This window comes from Caulobacter sp. GW821-FHT10E02 (genome assembly GCF_059415225.1).
Genome location: NZ_JBWKMV010000001.1, coordinates 1,579,015 through 1,596,130 on the forward strand (window position 1 = coordinate 1,579,015; position 17,116 = coordinate 1,596,130).

13 protein-coding genes are annotated in these 17,116 nt (G+C 69.9%); 2 read left to right on the forward strand and 11 right to left on the reverse strand.

From position 1 onward, the window contains the following. Positions 1–187 precede the first annotated feature (187 nt). Together AC07NI_RS07095 and AC07NI_RS07100 are read left to right on the forward strand one after the other, a co-directional pair. A complete protein-coding gene (locus AC07NI_RS07095) occupies positions 188–832 on the forward strand; it encodes a DUF47 domain-containing protein (protein ID WP_494617212.1) in 645 nt (214 codons plus the stop codon). A 5-nt stretch (positions 833–837) separates the two neighbouring features. Then, on the forward strand, positions 838–1,839 hold the full coding sequence (locus tag AC07NI_RS07100) for an inorganic phosphate transporter (protein ID WP_494617216.1): 1,002 nt from the start codon (positions 838–840) through the stop codon (positions 1,837–1,839). A 4-nt stretch (positions 1,840–1,843) separates the two neighbouring features. On the opposite strand, the gene cobA is transcribed toward AC07NI_RS07100, so the two are convergent. The 11 genes from cobA to AC07NI_RS07155 form a co-directional block, all read right to left on the reverse strand. Further along, positions 1,844–2,608, reverse strand: coding sequence for a uroporphyrinogen-III C-methyltransferase (gene cobA / locus AC07NI_RS07105; protein WP_494617221.1), 765 nt, complete (start codon positions 2,606–2,608; stop codon positions 1,844–1,846). Then, positions 2,598–5,276 carry a nitrate reductase gene (locus AC07NI_RS07110; protein ID WP_494617224.1) on the reverse strand — a complete coding sequence of 893 codons (2,679 nt, stop codon included), beginning with the start codon at positions 5,274–5,276 and terminating at the stop codon, positions 2,598–2,600. Before AC07NI_RS07110 ends, cobA begins: the two co-directional genes overlap by 11 nt. Continuing rightward, positions 5,276–5,626, reverse strand: a complete 351-nt coding sequence (nirD, locus tag AC07NI_RS07115) for a nitrite reductase small subunit NirD (RefSeq protein WP_494617227.1) — start codon at positions 5,624–5,626, stop codon at positions 5,276–5,278. The genes AC07NI_RS07110 and nirD overlap by 1 nt, the downstream gene beginning before the upstream one ends. After that, the gene (nirB, locus tag AC07NI_RS07120; RefSeq protein WP_494617230.1) at positions 5,623–8,088 is read right to left on the reverse strand and encodes a nitrite reductase large subunit NirB; all 2,466 of its coding nucleotides are present in this window, start codon (positions 8,086–8,088) and stop codon (positions 5,623–5,625) included. The genes nirD and nirB overlap by 4 nt, the downstream gene beginning before the upstream one ends. Before the next feature lie 27 nt (positions 8,089–8,115). Then, positions 8,116–9,333 carry a nitrate/nitrite transporter gene (locus tag AC07NI_RS07125; protein WP_494617235.1) on the reverse strand — a complete coding sequence of 406 codons (1,218 nt, stop codon included), beginning with the start codon at positions 9,331–9,333 and terminating at the stop codon, positions 8,116–8,118. A 234-nt stretch (positions 9,334–9,567) separates the two neighbouring features. Further along, entirely contained in the window at positions 9,568–10,497 is a 930-nt protein-coding gene (locus AC07NI_RS07130) for a CmpA/NrtA family ABC transporter substrate-binding protein (protein ID WP_494617239.1), read from the reverse strand. Continuing rightward, complete coding sequence (locus AC07NI_RS07135) at positions 10,494–11,072, reverse strand: ANTAR domain-containing response regulator (RefSeq protein WP_494617241.1); 579 nt, start codon at positions 11,070–11,072, stop codon at positions 10,494–10,496. The genes AC07NI_RS07130 and AC07NI_RS07135 overlap by 4 nt, the downstream gene beginning before the upstream one ends. Before the next feature lie 74 nt (positions 11,073–11,146). Beyond that, positions 11,147–14,317 (reverse strand): efflux RND transporter permease subunit, encoded by a 3,171-nt coding sequence (locus tag AC07NI_RS07140; protein ID WP_494617243.1) that lies wholly within the window; start codon positions 14,315–14,317, stop codon positions 11,147–11,149. A gap of 2 nt (positions 14,318–14,319) precedes the next feature. After that, positions 14,320–15,465, reverse strand: coding sequence for an efflux RND transporter periplasmic adaptor subunit (locus AC07NI_RS07145; RefSeq protein WP_494617245.1), 1,146 nt, complete (start codon positions 15,463–15,465; stop codon positions 14,320–14,322). After that, complete coding sequence (locus AC07NI_RS07150; RefSeq protein ID WP_494617248.1) at positions 15,462–16,694, reverse strand: TolC family protein; 1,233 nt, start codon at positions 16,692–16,694, stop codon at positions 15,462–15,464. The genes AC07NI_RS07145 and AC07NI_RS07150 overlap by 4 nt, the downstream gene beginning before the upstream one ends. Positions 16,695–16,745: 51 nt before the next feature. Further along, entirely contained in the window at positions 16,746–17,090 is a 345-nt protein-coding gene (locus AC07NI_RS07155; RefSeq protein WP_494617250.1) for a hypothetical protein, read from the reverse strand. Positions 17,091–17,116 lie beyond the last annotated feature (26 nt).

The following is a 17,116-nucleotide window of genomic DNA, read 5'->3' on the forward strand; positions in this document are numbered from 1 at the left end:
GAACGCGCCGCGCGCGCAAGGAAGGAAAACGCGTCGGCAGCCCACTTTTTTACACTTTGTCCGCTGGCGGATCATTCCCCGCTAGAGATTGGGTTTGACCTCTGAAACCGTTCATGGTTCCGGTGCGCCGAAACTCGCTCCGCTTACGGACAATGCGGGTATTTCTTCGCGCAAGGACGAGAACACGATGCTGGGCCTGTTCAAGGCGGTCATGCCCAAGGAAGACGCCTTCTTTGAGCTCTTCTCGGCCCATGCGCGCACCCTGACGGCCGGCGCCGAGGCGCTGCACGACCTGACCCAGGGCGGCGACGCGATCGAGGACGCCAGCGCCCGCGTCAACCGCTACGAGGAAGAGGCCGACGAGATCACCCGCCAGGTGATGGTGGCCGTGCGCCGCAGCTTCATCACGCCGTTCGACCGCAGCGACATCCAGAGCCTGACGGCCTCGCTGGACGACGCCATCGACCAGATGCGCAAGACCGCCAAGGTGGTCAGCCTGTTCGAGGTCAAGACCTTCGAGCCGCAGATGCGCGAGATGACCCAGGTCATCGTCCAGGCCGCCAAGCTGACCGAGGAAGCGGTGGCCCTGCTGCCGAAGATGCGCCTCAACGCCCACAAGCTGAGCGAGATCGCGGTCAAGATCACCGAGATCGAGGAGCAGTCCGACCAGATGTACGACCAGGGCCGCAAGGACCTGTTCCTGGCTCACAGGACGGGTGATCCGATGGCCTTCATCGTCGGCATCGACATCTACAGCCACCTCGAGAAGGTCATGGACCGCTTCGAGGACGTGGCCAATCGCATCAGCGGCATCGTCGTCGAGCAGGTCTGAGCCCCGTGGATCCCACGCTCCTGATCCTGGTCTTCCTGGTCGCCGTCGCCCTGGCGTTCGACTTCCTGAACGGCCTGCACGACGCCGCCAACTCGATCGCCACGATTGTCTCCACCCGCGTGCTGTCGGCCCGCTGGGCGGTGATCTGGGCGGCGTTCTTCAACTTCATCGCCTTCCTGTTCTTCGGCACCAGCGTGGCCAAGATGGTCGGCTCGGGGATCGTCGATCCGCATATCATCAGCGACCGCCTGATCTTCGCGGCCCTGATGGGGGCGATCAGTTGGAACCTGCTGACCTGGTGGGCGGGCATCCCGTCGTCCAGCTCGCACGCCCTGATCGGCGGTCTGGTCGGCGCTTCGATCGCCAAGGTCGGCGGCATCGGCGCCATCCAGTGGGCGGGCCTGGGCAAGACCGCCGCCGGCATCATCGTCTCGCCGACCATGGGCTTCCTGCTGGCCCTGGTTCTGGTGCTGATCGTCTCGTGGACCTTCGTGAAGAGCTCGCCGTTCTTCGCCGACCGGGTGTTCCGCAAGCTGCAGTTCGTCTCGGCCGCGCTCTACAGCCTGGGCCACGGCGGCAACGACGCCCAGAAGACCATGGGCATCATCGCCGCCCTGCTGTTCGCCCACGGGGCCACGCATCAGCCAGGCCACATCCCGTTCTGGGTGGTGCTGGCCTGCCAGACGGCCATGGGCCTGGGCACCCTGTTCGGCGGCTGGCGCATCGTCCACACCATGGGCAGCAAGATCACCCGCCTGACCCCGATGCAGGGCTTCTGCGCCGAAACCGGCGGGGCCATCACCCTGTTCCTGGCCACCCACATCGGCGTACCGGTCTCCACGACCCACACCATCACCGGCGCGATCGTCGGCGTCGGCGCCTCGCGCCGCGTCTCGGCCGTGCGTTGGGGCGTGGCCAAGGACATCGTCACCGCCTGGGTCGTCACCCTGCCGGCCGCGGCCCTGACGGCGGCGTTGTTCTACTTCGTCGGTTTCTGGATGAAGTGAGGTCTCAGCCGGCGGCCCGGCGCGCGACGTCCAGCGTCGAGGCGATCGAGGCCGCCGCCGCGACCTCGCCGACCACGATCAGCAGCGGGCCATCGCCAGCGTCCGCGATGCATTCAGCCAGGGTGGCCAGGGTCGCCGGATAGAGCCGCGCATCGGCGCCGCCCGCCTTCTCGACGGCCACGGCCGGGGTATCGGCCGGGCGTCCGGCGGCGATCATCCGCTGAGCCAGCTCTCCCGCCACCTCACCGCCCATATAGATCGCCAGTGTCGCCTCGGGATCGGCCGCGGCGCTCCAGTCGCCCGACAGCTGCCCGGCCTCCAGCCTCGCGGTGGTGAAGACCACCCGGCGGGCCTCGCCGCGATGGGTCAGCGGGAACCCGAACTGGGCGGCGGCGGCACAGGCGGCGGTGACGCCGGGCACGACCTCGGTCTCGACGCCAAAGCCGTTCAGGAAAGCGGCTTCCTCACCCACGCGACCGAAAATCGAAGGATCACCACCCTTTAGCCGGACAACCTTCAGCCCCTTACGGGCCAGGCGCAGCATCAGGCGGTTGATCTCGTCCTGCTTCATGCTGGGCTTGCCAGCCCGCTTGCCGGTCTGGATGCGCACGCAGCCCGGCGGTGCGAGAGCGATGGCCTCTTCGGAGCACAGGGCGTCGTAGAGCAGCGCCTGGGCGCCCTCGACAGCGCGGACCGCGCGGACGGTCATCAGGTCCACGGGACCCGGGCCCGCGCCGACCAGCAGAACCTTGCCGAACTTAAGCGACATGAGCGGGCTCCTTAGGAATTATGGCCAAGCTTTTGATCATTCGAACGATCTCGGGACGGCATGAACCACAGTTGGTTCCCGCGCCGGTCACCCCGCCGACCGCGTCAGGCGTACGAGCGCCAGCGACGATGGCGGCCTCGACGGCCTTGGCCCCGACCTTCAGGCAGGCGCAAACCATCGGCCCCTTGTCGCCCTGAGCCCCCGGCGGGCGCCCGAACAACAGCGCCGTGCGGGCCTCGACGGTCAGGGGACCGGCGAACTGCTCGGCTAGCCAGTCGCGCGGCGGCAGGCGACCTTCGACGGTGGTGAACAGCACGGCGACTAGCCGCCCGTCCTTGATCCAGGCCTGCCGTCGCGCGCCGGTCGCGGCGTCCTCGTAGCTGACGAGCTCGCCGACAAGACCCTTGGTCAGGGCCTTGCGGAGCGCCTCACGCTCGGCGTCGTCGCCCCGACCGGCGAACTCGTGCTGCTGGCAGGCATCCTGGGGGATGCGTCGCCAGATGAGATCCAGGCCGGCGGGCGCGGCCAGACCGCACCGGGCGAGGAAAAAGCCTTTCCACGTCTCGCGATACGCGCGGATTCTCGCGGGCGTGTGCTTGAACTCCGGCTGGCCGGAGGTGGGGTCCAGGTTCGGCGCGACCAGGGCGTTGGCGCGGCCCGACGGCGCGAAGGCGTCCGTCCAGTGCATGGGCATGAACAGCCCGCCGCGCCGCTGGCGATCGGTGAGCTTGGCCACCGCCACCGCTTCGCCGCGCACGGTGATCACCCGCGCCAGGGCGCCCTCCCTCAGCCCATAGGCCTGGGCATCGGCCGGATGGATCTCGACGAAGGGCTCGGGTGCGTGGCGGCAGAGGTCCGGGGCCAGGCCCGTGCGGGTCATGGTGTGCCATTGATCGCGGATGCGGCCGGTGTTCAGCGACATCGGGAAGGCCGCATCGACGGCGTCGACCGGGCCGCGCGGCTTGACCGGGACCATGCGGGCGCGACCATCCGGGGTCTGGAAGCAGCCGTCGACGAACAGGCGCGGCGTGCCCTGCCCGCCCGCCTTCACCGGCCATTGAATCGGCAGAAGTTCGCCGTAAGCTTCTGGCGTTAAAGCCAAAAGGCCGGACAGATTCAGAAGACGGCTTTCATTCTCATAGGCCGTCAGGCGCGCCCACTCGCGGAAGACGCCGGCATTGCTGGCCCAACCGAAGCCGTCGAAGCCCATGGCCGTGGCGACGTCGGCCATGATCTTCCAGTCGGCGCGAGCATTGCCGGGCGCCGGGAACAGCGCCCGCTGACGCGAGATGCGGCGCTCGGAATTGGTGACCGTGCCGTCCTTCTCGCCCCAGCCCAGGGCCGGCAGCTTGACGTTGGCGAAGGCCGTGGTGTCGGTCTCGACACAGTCGGAGACCACCACGAACGGGCACCTGGCCAGGGCCTCGCGCACCGCGCCGCTGTCGGGCAGGCTGACGGCCGGGTTGGTGGCCATCACCCAGATCGCCTTGACCCGCCCGTCGCGGACCGCCTCGAACATGTCGACAGCCTTCAGGCCCGGCGCGCGGGCGGTGTCGGGCGCCCCCCAGAAGCGGGCGACGCGGTCGCGATCCTCGGGCGCGAAGTCCATGTGGCCGGCCAAGGTGTTAGCCATGCCGCCGGTCTCGCGGCCACCCATGGCGTTGGGCTGGCCGGTGATCGAGAACGGGCAAGCGCCCGGCTTGCCGATCCGGCCGGTGGCGAGGTGGGCGTTGATGATCGACAGGCCCTTGGCCACGCCCTGAGCCGACTGGTTGGCGCCCATCGAGAACAGGCTGACCGTCCGCTCATGGGCGGCGAACAGATCGTAGAAGGTCTGGAGGTCCTCGATCGTCACGCCACAGTCGGCGGCGACGGCGCTCAAGGATTGGTCCATTTCCAGAAGTGCGGCAATGGCTTGCTCGAAGCCGTTCACGTGCTCGGCGATGTAGTCGCGATCGATCGCGCCGCGCCGGATCAGGTCAGCCAGCAGGCCATTCCACAGCCGCACGTCGCTCTGCGGGGCGATGGCCAGATGCAGGTCAGCGCCCTCGGCGGTGTCGGTGCGGCGCGGGTCGATGACCACGTGCTTCTGGCCGCGCGCCTTGGCCGCCTCCATGCGGCGAAACAACACCGGGTGCGTCCAGGCGGCGTTGTGGCCGCTGAACACCACCAGGTCGGCGACATCGAGGTCCTCGTAGCAGCCCGGTACCAGATCGGCGCCGAACGCCTGCTTATGGGCGGCCACGGCCGAGGCCATGCAGAGCCGGCTGTTGGTGTCGATATTGCCCGAGCCGATGAAGCCCTTCATCAGCTTGTTGGCGACGTAGTAGTCCTCGGTCAGCAACTGGCCTGAGACGTAGAAGGCGACGCTGTCACGGCCATGGCGGGCGACGGTGTCCTTGAAGCGCTTGGCGACCAGGGCGGTCGCCTCGGTCCAGGACGCGACCTTACCGTTGATCGTCGGCTCCAGCAGACGGCCTTCCAGTCCGACCGTCGCGCCCAGCGCCGAGCCCTTCGAGCACAGGCGGCCGAAGTTGGCGGGATGGACCGTGTCGCCGACGACCGAGACCGAGCGCCCTTCGCCCACCATGCCCGCGACGCCGCAACCGACGCCGCAATAGGCACAGGTGGTCTTGATCGTCGGGAGCGTGGCGGAGCCGTCAGCCATCAGTCCGCCATCGCCGGCTGGGCCAGCAGAACGCGGCCATCCTTGACCAGCACCGGCACGACGGGCGTACAGCCCTTGCCGGCGTCGGCGCCCGTGGGCTGGCCGGTCGCCAGGTCGATGACCCAGCTGTGCAGCGGACAGGTCACGCCGTGGCCGTGGACGATGCCCTGGCTCAAGGGACCGTGCTTGTGCGGGCAGCGGTCGACCAGGGCGAAGACCTGGCCGTCGCCGGTGCGGAACACGGCGACATCGCCCTGGGCCGTGGCCACCCGCCGCGCGCCACGCTCGGGGATGTCGGTCACGGCGCCGACGTCGCGCCAGTCGGGGTCGATATGGGCTTGAAGGGTCATTCGGCCGCCATCTCCAGAGGAAGGGTCGCCATGGGCTTGAACTCGCCGGCCGCCACGCGGCCCGAGGCGCGCTCGGCCCACGGGTCGATCTGGGCGGTCTCCTGCGAGACCACGAAGCGGGCGAACAGCGCCGCGCGGTTGTCGAGATCGTCCACGGTCGCGGCGCGGATTGTGTCGAGGCCGATGCGGGCCATCCATTTGTAGATCCGCTCCAGGTACCAGCCGCCCTCGCGGTACATCTGCATGACCGCCGAGATCAGCTGGATCGCCTCGTCCTCGCTGGCGACCTTGGTCAGCAGCTGCGTGCCCTGGATGTGCAGGCCGGCGGCGCCGCCGACATGGATCTCGTAGCCGCTGTCGACGCAGATCACGCCGATGTCCTTGCAGGTCGATTCCGCGCAGTTGCGGGGGCAACCCGACACGGCCAGCTTGACCTTGGCCGGGGCCCACGAGCCCCACATGAACTTCTCGAGCTTGATGCCCAGGCCCGTGGAGTCCTGGGTGCCGAACCGGCACCAGTCGCTGCCGACGCAGGTCTTCACCGTGCGCAAGCCCTTGGCGTAGGCGTGGCCGCTGACCATGCCGGCCGCGTTGAGGTCGGCCCACACCGCCGGCAGGTCATCCTTCTGGACGCCCAGCAGGTCGATGCGTTGGCCGCCCGTCACCTTGACCGCCGGGATGTCGTACTTGTCGGCGACGTCGGCGATGGCCCGCAGTTCGTCGGGCGTCGTCATGCCGCCCCACATGCGCGGCACGACCGAATAGGTGCCGTCCTTCTGGATGTTGGCGTGGACGCGCTCGTTGATGTAGCGCGACTGGCTGTCGTCCGCGTACTCGCCCGGCCAGACGCACAGCAGGTAGTAGTTCAGGGCCGGACGGCACGAGGCGCAGCCGTCGGGCGTGGTCCACTCCATGGTCTGGAAGACGGCGTGCATGGACTTCAGCTCCAGCTCGACGATCGCCTTGCGGACATCGCCGTGCGGGTGGTGCGTGCACTTGCACATCGGCTTGGGGCCGGTCTGGGCCTTGAAGCCGTCGCCGAGGGTCAGGCGGATCACCTGCTCCACCAGCGGCGTGCACGAGCCGCACGAGGCCGAGGCCTTGGTCACCGCGCGGACGTCGTCCAGCGTGGTCAGGCCCTGGGCCGTGATCGCGCCGGTGATCGCACCCTTGCAGACGCCGTTGCAGCCGCAGATCTCCTGCGTGTCGGGCATGGCCGCAACGGCCGCGCTAGGGTCCAGGCCCGAAAGGCCCTCCGTGATCGCTTGCCCGAAGATCAGGGTCTCGCGGATATCGGCGACATCGGTCCCCGCCCGCATCAGGTCGAAGTACCAGCCGCCGTCGGCCGCGTCGCCGAACAGCACCGCGCCGGCGACCTTGCCGTCTTCGATGACCACGCGCTTGTAGACACCGCGCGCGGCGTCTCGGAACACGATGTCCTCGCAGCCGTCGCCGCCGGCGAACTTGCCGGCCGAGAACACGTCGACGCCCGAGACCTTTAGGCGGGTCGACAGGACCGAGCCCTGGTAGCCGCCCTCGCCGTCCGTCAGCTCGTCAGCGAGCGCCCGGCACATGTCCCAGATGGGCGCGACTAGACCGTAGCAATTGCCACGGTGCTCGACGCACTCACCGACAGCGAACACCGCCGGGTCTGAAGTGCGCATGACGTCATCGACGACGATGCCGCGATTGACCTGCAGGCCGGAGGCCTTGGCCAAGGTCGCGTTCGGGCGGATGCCGACCGCCATGACCAGCAGGTCGCAAGGCAGGACGCGGCCATCCTTCAGCTTCAGGCCAGCGACCTTGCCGTCCGCACCGACGATCTCCTCGGAGTGCGCGCCCAGCACCGTCTCGACACCGCGTTCGGCCAGAGCCTCGCGCAGCAGGTAGCCAGCGCTTTCGTCCAGTTGGCGCTCCATCAGGACGTCCATCAGGTGGACGACCGTGGCGCCCATACCGCGACGCGCCAGGCCATAGGCGGCTTCCAGGCCCAGCAGGCCGCCGCCGATGACCACGGCGCGGGCCCCGGGCTTGCCGGAGGCCTCGACCATGGCCTCGACGTCGTCCAGGTCGCGGAAGGTGACCACGCCCTTCAGGTCCGAGCCCGGCAGCGGCAGGCGGAACGGGTCCGAGCCGGTGGCCAGGATCAGCTTGTCGTAGGCGACTTCCAGCCCGCCCTCGGCGACCACCTTACGGCCCTCCAGGTCCACCGCCGTGACGGCGCGGCCGGCGTGCAGGGTGATGGCGTTGTCGCGGTACCAGGCCTCGTCGTTGATGACGATGTCGGCGAAGGTCTTCTCGCCCGCCAGCACCGGCGACAGCATGATGCGGTTGTAGTTCACCCGCGGCTCGGCGCCGAAGATGGTGACGTCGTAGCGGGCGGGGTCGCGCTTGAGCACTTCCTCGACCGCCCGGCAGCCGGCCATGCCGTTGCCGATGACGACCAGACGTTCTCTAGTCATGGCTATCTCGTTCTTCGAGGAAAGAAATCAGACGCGGACGGCGGCGTCGCCGTGCAGGGTCGGCCAGATCGCGCGCCAGCGGGCCTTGAGGCTGAACAGCGCCACCAGGGCGAACAGCGCCAGGAGCGCGAAACCCAGGAAGCCGGACTGGTAGGAACCGGTCATCTTCTTGGCCAGGCCCAGGGTCGAGGCCAGGTAGAAGCCGCCCAGGCCGCCCGTCATGCCGATCAGGCCGGTCATGACGCCGATTTCCTTGCGGAACCGCTGCGGCGCCAGCTGGAACACCGCGCCGTTGCCCGCGCCCAGGGCCAGCATCGAGAACATCAGCACCGCCAGGGCCGTCCAGGCGCTGGGCAGCTGGAAGCTGGCCGTGGCCAGCCCCGCCGCCGCCAGGGCGTAGACGAAGCTCAAGGTCCGCACCCCGCCGAACTTGTCGGCCAGCGCTCCTCCCACCGGACGGATGAACGAGCCGGCGAACACGCAAGCGGCGGTGAAGAAGCCGGCGACGACCGGGTCCAGGCCGTACTCGCTGTTGAAGTACATGGTCAGCGACGAGGCCAGACCGACGAAGCCGCCGAAGGTCACACCGTACAGCAGCATCAGCCACCAGGCGTCCGGCACCTTCAGGACGTCCAGATATTCGGAGAGCTTCTTCGGGGCGGGCTGCTCGGGCGCGTCCTTGGCTAGCAGCATGTAGACGACGAACGCGACGGCCAGCGGGATGGCGGCCAGGCCGATCACCGTCTGCCAGCCGAACGCCTTGGCCAAGGCCGGGGCGAACAGGGCCGCCAGGGCCGTGCCCGAGTTGCCGGCGCCGGCGATGCCCAGGGCCAGGCCCTGATACTCCTGCGGATACCAGCGCGACGCCAGCGGCAAGGCCACGGCGAACGAGGCGCCGGCCACGCCCAGGATCACGCCCAGGGCCAGCACCTGATGGTAGTTGTGGATGCCGATGGCCCAGGCCAGGACCAGGCCCGTCAGCACGATCATCTGGCCGACCATGCCGGTCTTCTTCGGGCCGATCCGGTCGACCAGCACGCCGTTGACCAGGCGCAGCACCGCGCCGGCCAGGACCGGGATGGCGACCATCAAGCCCTTCTGGGCGGGATCGAGGTGGAAATCCTTGGCGATGGCCACACCCAGCGGGCCCAGGATCACCCAGACCATGAAGCTGAGATCGAAATACAGGAACGCTGCGAACAGGGTCGGCGCATGGCCGGCTTTCAGGAAGTCGCGGGAGAGCATGACGGCCTCGGATGTTTGCGTGTCTGCGAGAGCGGGACGTCATCGCCCCGGACGGTTGACCGCATCCGAGCGGTCCTCTGGCAGCCGCGAACGTCGTTGTCCGGTGGCCTTGAGACTATGGGAGACGCAGCTTCACGCGGCTGTCACGTCGATGCCGCGCCGCGATGGCCAGGTTTGTTGCAGCGCACGCTTGCTGAGCGGCTGGGCATCGTCGGCGCCCAGGAAGCGTACAGATCAGGCCGGATAGAGGTCGGGCCGGTAGACTCCGGCCACCAGGGCGTCGAGATCGGCGTTGGCGTCGAGCTGTCCGCAGCGGACCATCTGGGCGGCGATCCACAGGCCATCCTCGCGACGCGGAAGACTCGTACCGTCGCGATGGAAGACAATCTCGCTCACCAGGGCGCGGGCGATGGCGGCCGGCGCGGCGTCGACGCGGTCAGGATGCGCCAGGATGGCGATCAGATCGTCCCGGTTCTCAGGATCGTCGGCCCACGCCGCGCCACGGATCACCGCCCGCAAGCAAGCGCGCAGGTCGTCCGGCCGTTGCTCGGCCAACGTCACTGGGACGCCCAGCACCTTGTCCGGTCCGCCGGGCAGCAGTTGCGAGGCCGTGACCAGGATGCGGCCCAGCCCCTCGGCCTCGGCCACAGCGTTCCAGGGCGCGCCGACGCAGAAGCCGTCGATCTCACCGGCCCGCATCCGCTCGACCATGCGCGGCGGCGGGATCACCACGATGCGGACGTCTTGGTCAGGATCGACGCCCTGCCCCGCAAGCCAGCCGCGCAGCAGATAGTTGTGCATCGACTCCGGGAAGACCACGGCGAAGGTCAGCGCCCCCTGCCCGTTGGCCTTCCGCGCCGCGACAACCTCGGCGAGGTTTGCACCAACCAGCGCCGTCGAGACAGTGATGGCGCTGCCGTTCCGGTTCAGGGCCATCGGCACGACTATCGCCCCGTTCGCCGCCAACGCCATCGGGGCCAGCATGTGCGCGCCGTCGAGGGCGCCGACCGCCACCTTGTCGCGGATCGTCGCCCACGAGGCCTCGCGGACCAGCTCGACGGCCAGCCCCTCGTCCTCGAAGAAGCCGAGATCGTGGGCCGCCACCAGCGGCGCGCAGTCGGTCAGCGGAATGAACCCCAGCCGCAGTTCGGACAGCCCGCTCACGAGGCGTCGCCCCGTAGCACGCCCGCGAAGGCCAGCAGATCGGCCGCCACGACACCGATCGGCTTGCCTCGATCCATGGCCAGCTTGCGCAGCAGGCGATAGGCGCCGTCCTCGTCCAGGCCGCGCTCCTTCATCAACAGGCCCTTGGCCCGATCGACGACCTTGCGAGACTCCAAATCCGCCTTGGCCTTGGCCAGATCGCCGCGCAGTTGCTGGGTCAAAGCGAAGCGGCTCATGGCCACGTCGAGGATCGAACGCACCCGGCCAGGGGCCAGGCCGTCGACGACATAGGCCGCCACACCCGCCCTCACGGCTTGCTCGGCCAGGCCCGGCTCGGAGCGGTCGACGAACATCACCACCGGACGCGGCGCGCCCTCGGTCGCCTCGCGCAGGCTCTCCAACGTGTCGCGATCAGGGCTCTCGGCCGCGATCACCACCACATCCGGCGCGAAGGCCAGGACCTCGGCCTCGTCATAGGAGGTCGCGTGGCGCACCTCCGACGGATCGACGCCCTGGAGCCCGGCGGCCACGAGAGCCGCCCGGGCATGATCGGGGTCGATGACGAGAACGCGCATGCAGACGGCCTAGGCGCATACCGAAGGCTTGAGGAGCCTTGTCGACGCGTCTGACCGTCTTGCGAGCAAACTGCCTAAATCGCAGGCGCCCTCCCCACGCGCCGCCGGGCGAGCCAGACATAGAAGCTGGGCAGCACCAGCAGGGTCAGCACGGTCGAGGTCAGCAGGCCGCCGACCACCACCGTGGCCAGGGGCTTCTGGACCTCGGCCCCGGGACCGATGGCCAGCGCCATCGGGATGAATCCCAGGATCGCCACCAGCGCGGTGGTCAGCACCGCCCGCAAGCGACCGACCGTGCCGTCGATGACGGCGGCGGCGATGTCGCTCGCTCCCTCCATCCGCTGCTTGATGCTCTGCATCAGCACCAGGCCGTTCAGGGTCGCGACGCCCGAGACGGCGATGAAGCCGACCGCCGCCGAGATCGAGAACGGCATTCCCCGCAGCAGCAGCGCCAGCGCTCCGCCGACCAAGGCCAGGGGCACGCAGGCGAAGACCAGCGCAACCTCGCTCGCCGAGCCCAAGGCGAAGAACAGCAGCACGGCGATGACCAGGAACACCACCGGCACGATGATCGCCAGCCGCGCGCTGGCCCGCTCCAGGTTCTGGAACTGCCCGCCCCAGTCGAGCCAGGAGCCCGGCGGCGGCTTGACGTCCCGCGCCACGGCGGCCTGGGCGTCGGCGACGAAGCCGCCAAGGTCGCGGCCCCGGACATTGGCCTGGACCACGATCCGCCGCTTGCCGTTCTCGCGGCTGACCTGGTTGGGACCCTCGGCGGTGTCGAAGCGGGCGATGCTGGACAGCGGGATGGCGCTGCCGCCCTCGCCGCTCTCCGAGACCACGGGCAGTTGCCCCATGGCCGCCGGGTCGGCGCGCGAGGCGTCGTCCAGGCGCACGACCACGTCGAAGCGGCGATCGCCTTCCAGGATGTGGCCGGCCTCGCGTCCGCCCAGGCCGATCTCCAGCGCGTCGGCCGCGTCGCTGGCGTGGACGCCCAGGGCGGCGGCGGCCGTGCGATCGACGCTGGCGGTGATGGTCGGCTGGCCGGAGATCTGCTCGACCTTGACGTCCGCCGCGCCTGGGACCTTGCGCAAGGTCGCAGCGACCTGATCGGCTGTCCTGCTCATGGCGGCGAAGTCGTCGCCATAGACCTTCACCGCCACATCCGAACGCACCCCGGCAATCAGCTCGTTGAAGCGCATCTGGATCGGCTGGGTGAACTCGTAGGCGTTGCCGATTAGCTTGGAGAGGTCGCCTTCCATCCGCTCGACCAGCTCGGCTTTCGAGAGGGTGGGGTTAGGCCAGTCCTTGCGAGGCTTCAGGATCACGAAGGTGTCCGAGGCGCTGGGCGGCATCGGGTCCGAAGCGATTTCGGCGGTGCCGGTGCGGGTGAAGACCAGAGCGACCTCGGGCTGGGCCGAGAGCACCTTCTCGACCTCGAACTGCATGGCCTGGCTCTCCTCCAGCGAGATCGAGGGCACACGGCTGGCCTGGACCAGCAGGTCGCCCTCGTCCAGCGTCGGGGCGAACTCGCGGCCCAGGGCGAAGAAGGCGACGACGCCGAGCGCCAAGGCCAAGACCGCGCCGCCGGCCACCGCCTTCGGACGGGCGACGGCGGCGCGCAGCACCGGCTCGAAGCGCGTGCGGACGGCCCTCATGCCCTTGGTCTCGCCGTGGCCCTTGGGCTCGCGCACCGCCAGGGCGGTCAGGGCCGGGACCAGGGTCAGGGACAGGACGAACGCCCCGGCCAGGGCGAACATCACCGTGGCGGCCATGGGCGTGAACATCTTGCCTTCGACGCCCTCGAAGGTCAGCAGCGGAGCATAGACCAAGAGGATGATCGCCTGGCCGAAGGCGGCGGGGCGGGCCATCTCCTTGGCCGCGTCGATGGCGATCGACAGCCGTTCGCCGGCGGTCAGGGGCCGCCCCTCGGCGTCCCGGCGCTGGGCCAAGCGTCCAAGCGTGTTCTCGATCACCACCACGGCGCCATCGACGATCAGGCCGAAGTCCAGCGCCCCCAGACTCATCAGATTGCCGCTGATCCCGAACCGCCGCATGGCGATGGCGGCGATCAGGAACGACAGCGGGATGACCAGCGCCGTGATCAGGGCGGCGCGGAAGTTGCCCAGCGCGAAGAACAGCACCGCGATGACCAGCAGCGCCCCGACCGTCAGGTTGTGTTCGACCGTGCGGATGTTGGCGTCGACTAGCCGGGTGCGGTCCAGCACCGGCTTGACCACCACGTCGGGCGGCAGGCTGGCGGCGATAGCCTTCAGGCGCTCATCGACCCGAGCCGCGACGGTGCGGCTGTTCTCGCCGACCAGCATCAGGGCCGTGCCGATCACCACCTCGCGACCGTTCTCGCTGGCCGAGCCCAGGCGTGGGGCATGGCCGATGGCGACCGTGGCGACGTCCGAAACCTTGACGACGGCGCCGTTTCGCCGGCCGATCGGGGTGTCGGCTAGTTCGGCCAGGCTTTTGACCCGCGCATCCGTCCGGACGATATACGCCTCGCCGCCGCGCTGGACGTAGCCGGCCCCGGCGATGCGGTTGGAGTGCTCCAGCGCCTCGACCAACTGCGACAGGCTGATGCCGCGCGCCGCCAGCTTGGCCGGGTCGGGATGGACGGCATACTCCTTGACGTAGCCGCCCAACACGTCGACACCGGCCACGCCGTTCAGCGTCTTCAGCTGCGGCGCGACGATCCAGTCCTGGACCGTGCGTAGATAGGTGGCCTTCTCGATGTCGGTCCGCAGGGTCTCGCCCTCGGGCGTGACATAGGGGACACCCGCGCGGGCCGCAGCGCCCTTGAACTCGACGATCCAGATATAGACCTCGCCCAGGCCCGTGACCGGCGGACCCATGCTGGGCTCCAGACCGTCGGGTAAGTTCGCGCGCGCCGCTTGCAGACGCTCGTTGATCAGGGTGCGAGCGAAATAGAGGTCGGTTTTGTCGGTGAAGACGGCGGTGATCTGCGAGAAGCCGTGTCGCGACAGCGAGCGGGTCTCCACCAACCCCGGCGTCCCGGCCAGGGCCGTTTCCAGCGGGAAGGTCACCTGCCGCTCGACCTCCTCAGGGCCCAGGGCGGGCGCGATCGTGTTGATCTGCACCTGGCGGTTGGTGATGTCGGGCACGGCGTCGATCGGCAGGCGCGACAGCTGCTGCAGGCCGAACGCCAGCAGCGCCACGGCCAGCAACACGACGATCCACCGGAAGCGGACCGAAAGGTCGATGAGGCGATTGAGCATGATCAGTCCTCGTGCCCCGCTTCGCTCTTGCCCAGTTCCGCCTTCAGGCGGAAGGCGCCCTTGCCGGCGAGGGTCTCGCTGCCCGTCAGACCCTTGAGGATCTCGACAGAGCCGGCGGCGGTGCGGCCGGTAACGACCGGCGTGGCGCGGAAGCCCTTGGGCTCGGCGACGAACACCACCGAGCGGCCTTCCAGGGTCTGGACGGCCTCGGCCGGGACGGTCAGCCCGCCCTGCCCCTTGGCCAGGATCACCCTGGCCGAGACGATGGAGCCGATCTGCGGCGCGGGCGCGGTCGGCTTGGCGCGCACGACCGCCGCGCCGGCCCCGAGCGCGCTGGGCGCGACGGCGACGATACGAGCGCCGGCTTCGCCGCCATCCGGCCGCTGGACCATGACAATGTCGCCAACGTGGATGGCGTCAGCAGAAGCCGGCGGGGCGTCGAAGACGTATTCCACCTGATCCTGGTCGGCGATCTCGGCGACGAGACCGCCCTGCGTGAGAAAGCCGCCGACCCGCGCGTCAATGCGGGTGACGACCCCGGCGATCGGGGCGCGCAAGGTCGCAAGGCCGCCGGCGCTCGGAGCGCCTTGAGCGGCGACCTGGGCGCGGGCGGCGCGCAGTTCGGCCTGGGCCTTGTCGGCGACGGCCTGGCTGGCTTCCCAGTCGTGACGCGCGACGACGCCCGCGTCGAACAGGCGGCGATCCCGCGCGGCGGCGGCCTGGGCGGCGCGCGCGCCGGCAGCTGCGGCGTCGACGGAGGCCCGGGCGCCCGCGCCCTCGGCGCTGCGCAGAGTGGCGATGGCCGCGCCGGCGGCCACGCGGTCGCCAGCAGCGACGTGGACGCGCTCGACCGTTCCCGACACCGGCGCGCCCAGGGCCGCCGAGGCGTTGACGGCCAGGGCGACACGGCCGGGCAGGACCAGCTCTGAGCCGCCACCGCGTCCGACCGAGGTGGTCAGCACCCCGGCCTTGACGGCGTCGGCGGCGGACAGCGCTACAAAGCCCTCTTCGTGCGGGGCTTCCGCCTCGGCGTGCTCTTCAGCGGCGGCCGGCGCCTTGTCGCTCAGACGGCCGAGGCCAAAGCCCAGACCGGCGGTGACGACCAGCGCGCTCGCGGCGCCGGCGAGGATCCATTTGCGCTCGGTCATCGGGCGTCTCCGAAAGCGATCTGTCCGTTGGCCTGGGCGAGATCGGCCAGGGCCTTGGCGCGCGCCAGGCGCGCCTCGATGTTGCGTTGGCGGGCGGCGACGAGGTCGCGGCGCGCCGAGAGCAGCTCGATCAGCGGCAGCTTGCCGGCCTCGTAGCCCAGGCGGGCCAAGCGGTAGGCTTCGCGCGCGGCGGCCTCGCCTTCTCGGGCGGCGGCGGTGGAGCGTTCGGCCGCCCTCGCCTCGCCCTCGGCGCTGCGGCGGTCGGCGACCGCGTCGGCCTGGGCGATCAGCAGGCGAGCGAGGGCCGCATCCGCCTCGGCCTGCGCCGACTTCACCGCGCCGCGGTTGCGATCGAACAGCGGCAGGGGCAGCGAGAAGCCAGCCACGGCGGCGGTGGCGTCATCGCCGGCCAAACGGCGGACACCGAAATTGACGGTGAGATCGGGCGTGGCGCGACGACGCTCCAGGTCGAGCTTGCGGGTCGCGACCCGCTGCTCGGCCTCGGCGACGGCGACCGCCGGCGCTTGCGTGGAAGACGTCACCGACCAGGCGCGGTCCAGCGCCCCAGGCGTGACAGCCGTGAAGGTCCGCTCGCCGCCAGCCAAGGCCGACAGCCGCGCCAGGGCCGCGCCGGACTCAGCCTCGGCGCGCGAGACCTCGGCCTGGGCCGCCGAGACCGCCGCGCGGGCTTGCAGGGCGCGCAACTCGGCTTCCTTGCCGTTGTCGACCAGCAGCCGCGCCGCGCGGGCGTCGGCCTCGGCCAGCTCGTTGGCGTCCCGGGCGACGCTCAGTCGCTCACCCGCGGCCTCTGCGGACGCGTAGGCGACGACGAGATCGCGGGCATAGGCGACACGGCTGAGACCAGCGCGCGATCGAGCGGTGTCCAGCTCGGCCTGGGCCGTGGCGATGCGTGCGCCGCGTTTGCCGCCCAGCTCCAGGGCCTGGCCGATCGACAAGGTCGTCTCGGCGCTCTGGAAGTCGCGATAAGGCCCATTACCGCCAGTGTTTTCGACCTGAAGCTCCACCATTGGATTAGGTCGAGCCCTGGCCTGCAGGGCGCGACCTTCGGCGGCGCGGGTCTCGGCTTCGCCGACGGCCAAGCGCGGCGCGGCGGCTTCCTTCAGAAGGGTTTCAAGGGGCGGCGCCGTCTGGGCCGCGGCGACTCCGTAGAGCGCGCCGCACAGGGTTGACGCCAAGGCCGCGCGCAGCGGCCATCGGTTCGATGACATGAGGATTCCTCGCTAAGACATGACGACAGCGCGCAAAAGGCGCGCGGATCGTCAGGCGCGAGGGGGGCGATCGAGAGCGGAGGCCGTCAGCGACGGCAGCACATGGCCGAGCGCGATCGCGTGCCGAGCCGCTACCGGGGACAGCGTGACGCCGGTCGAGATCAGCGCGCCCAGCGCGGGGCCGGCGTGATGGCAGTGACCGCCCAGGCAGCAGGCGGCCTTGCACGGCGCGCTGTCCTGCTGGTGGTCGGCCTGGATCGCCTGGCTGGCGGCCGGCGGGTCGTCGACGCAGAGGCAGGCGGCCGAGCTGACCGCCGGCGCCGCGACGAGCAGGGTCAGGACGCAGGCGACCAGAAGGCCTCCCAGGTTCCGCCACCATGTCGTCTTGCGTCGCATGCCGTTCTCATAGCGCCGAGGCGCGA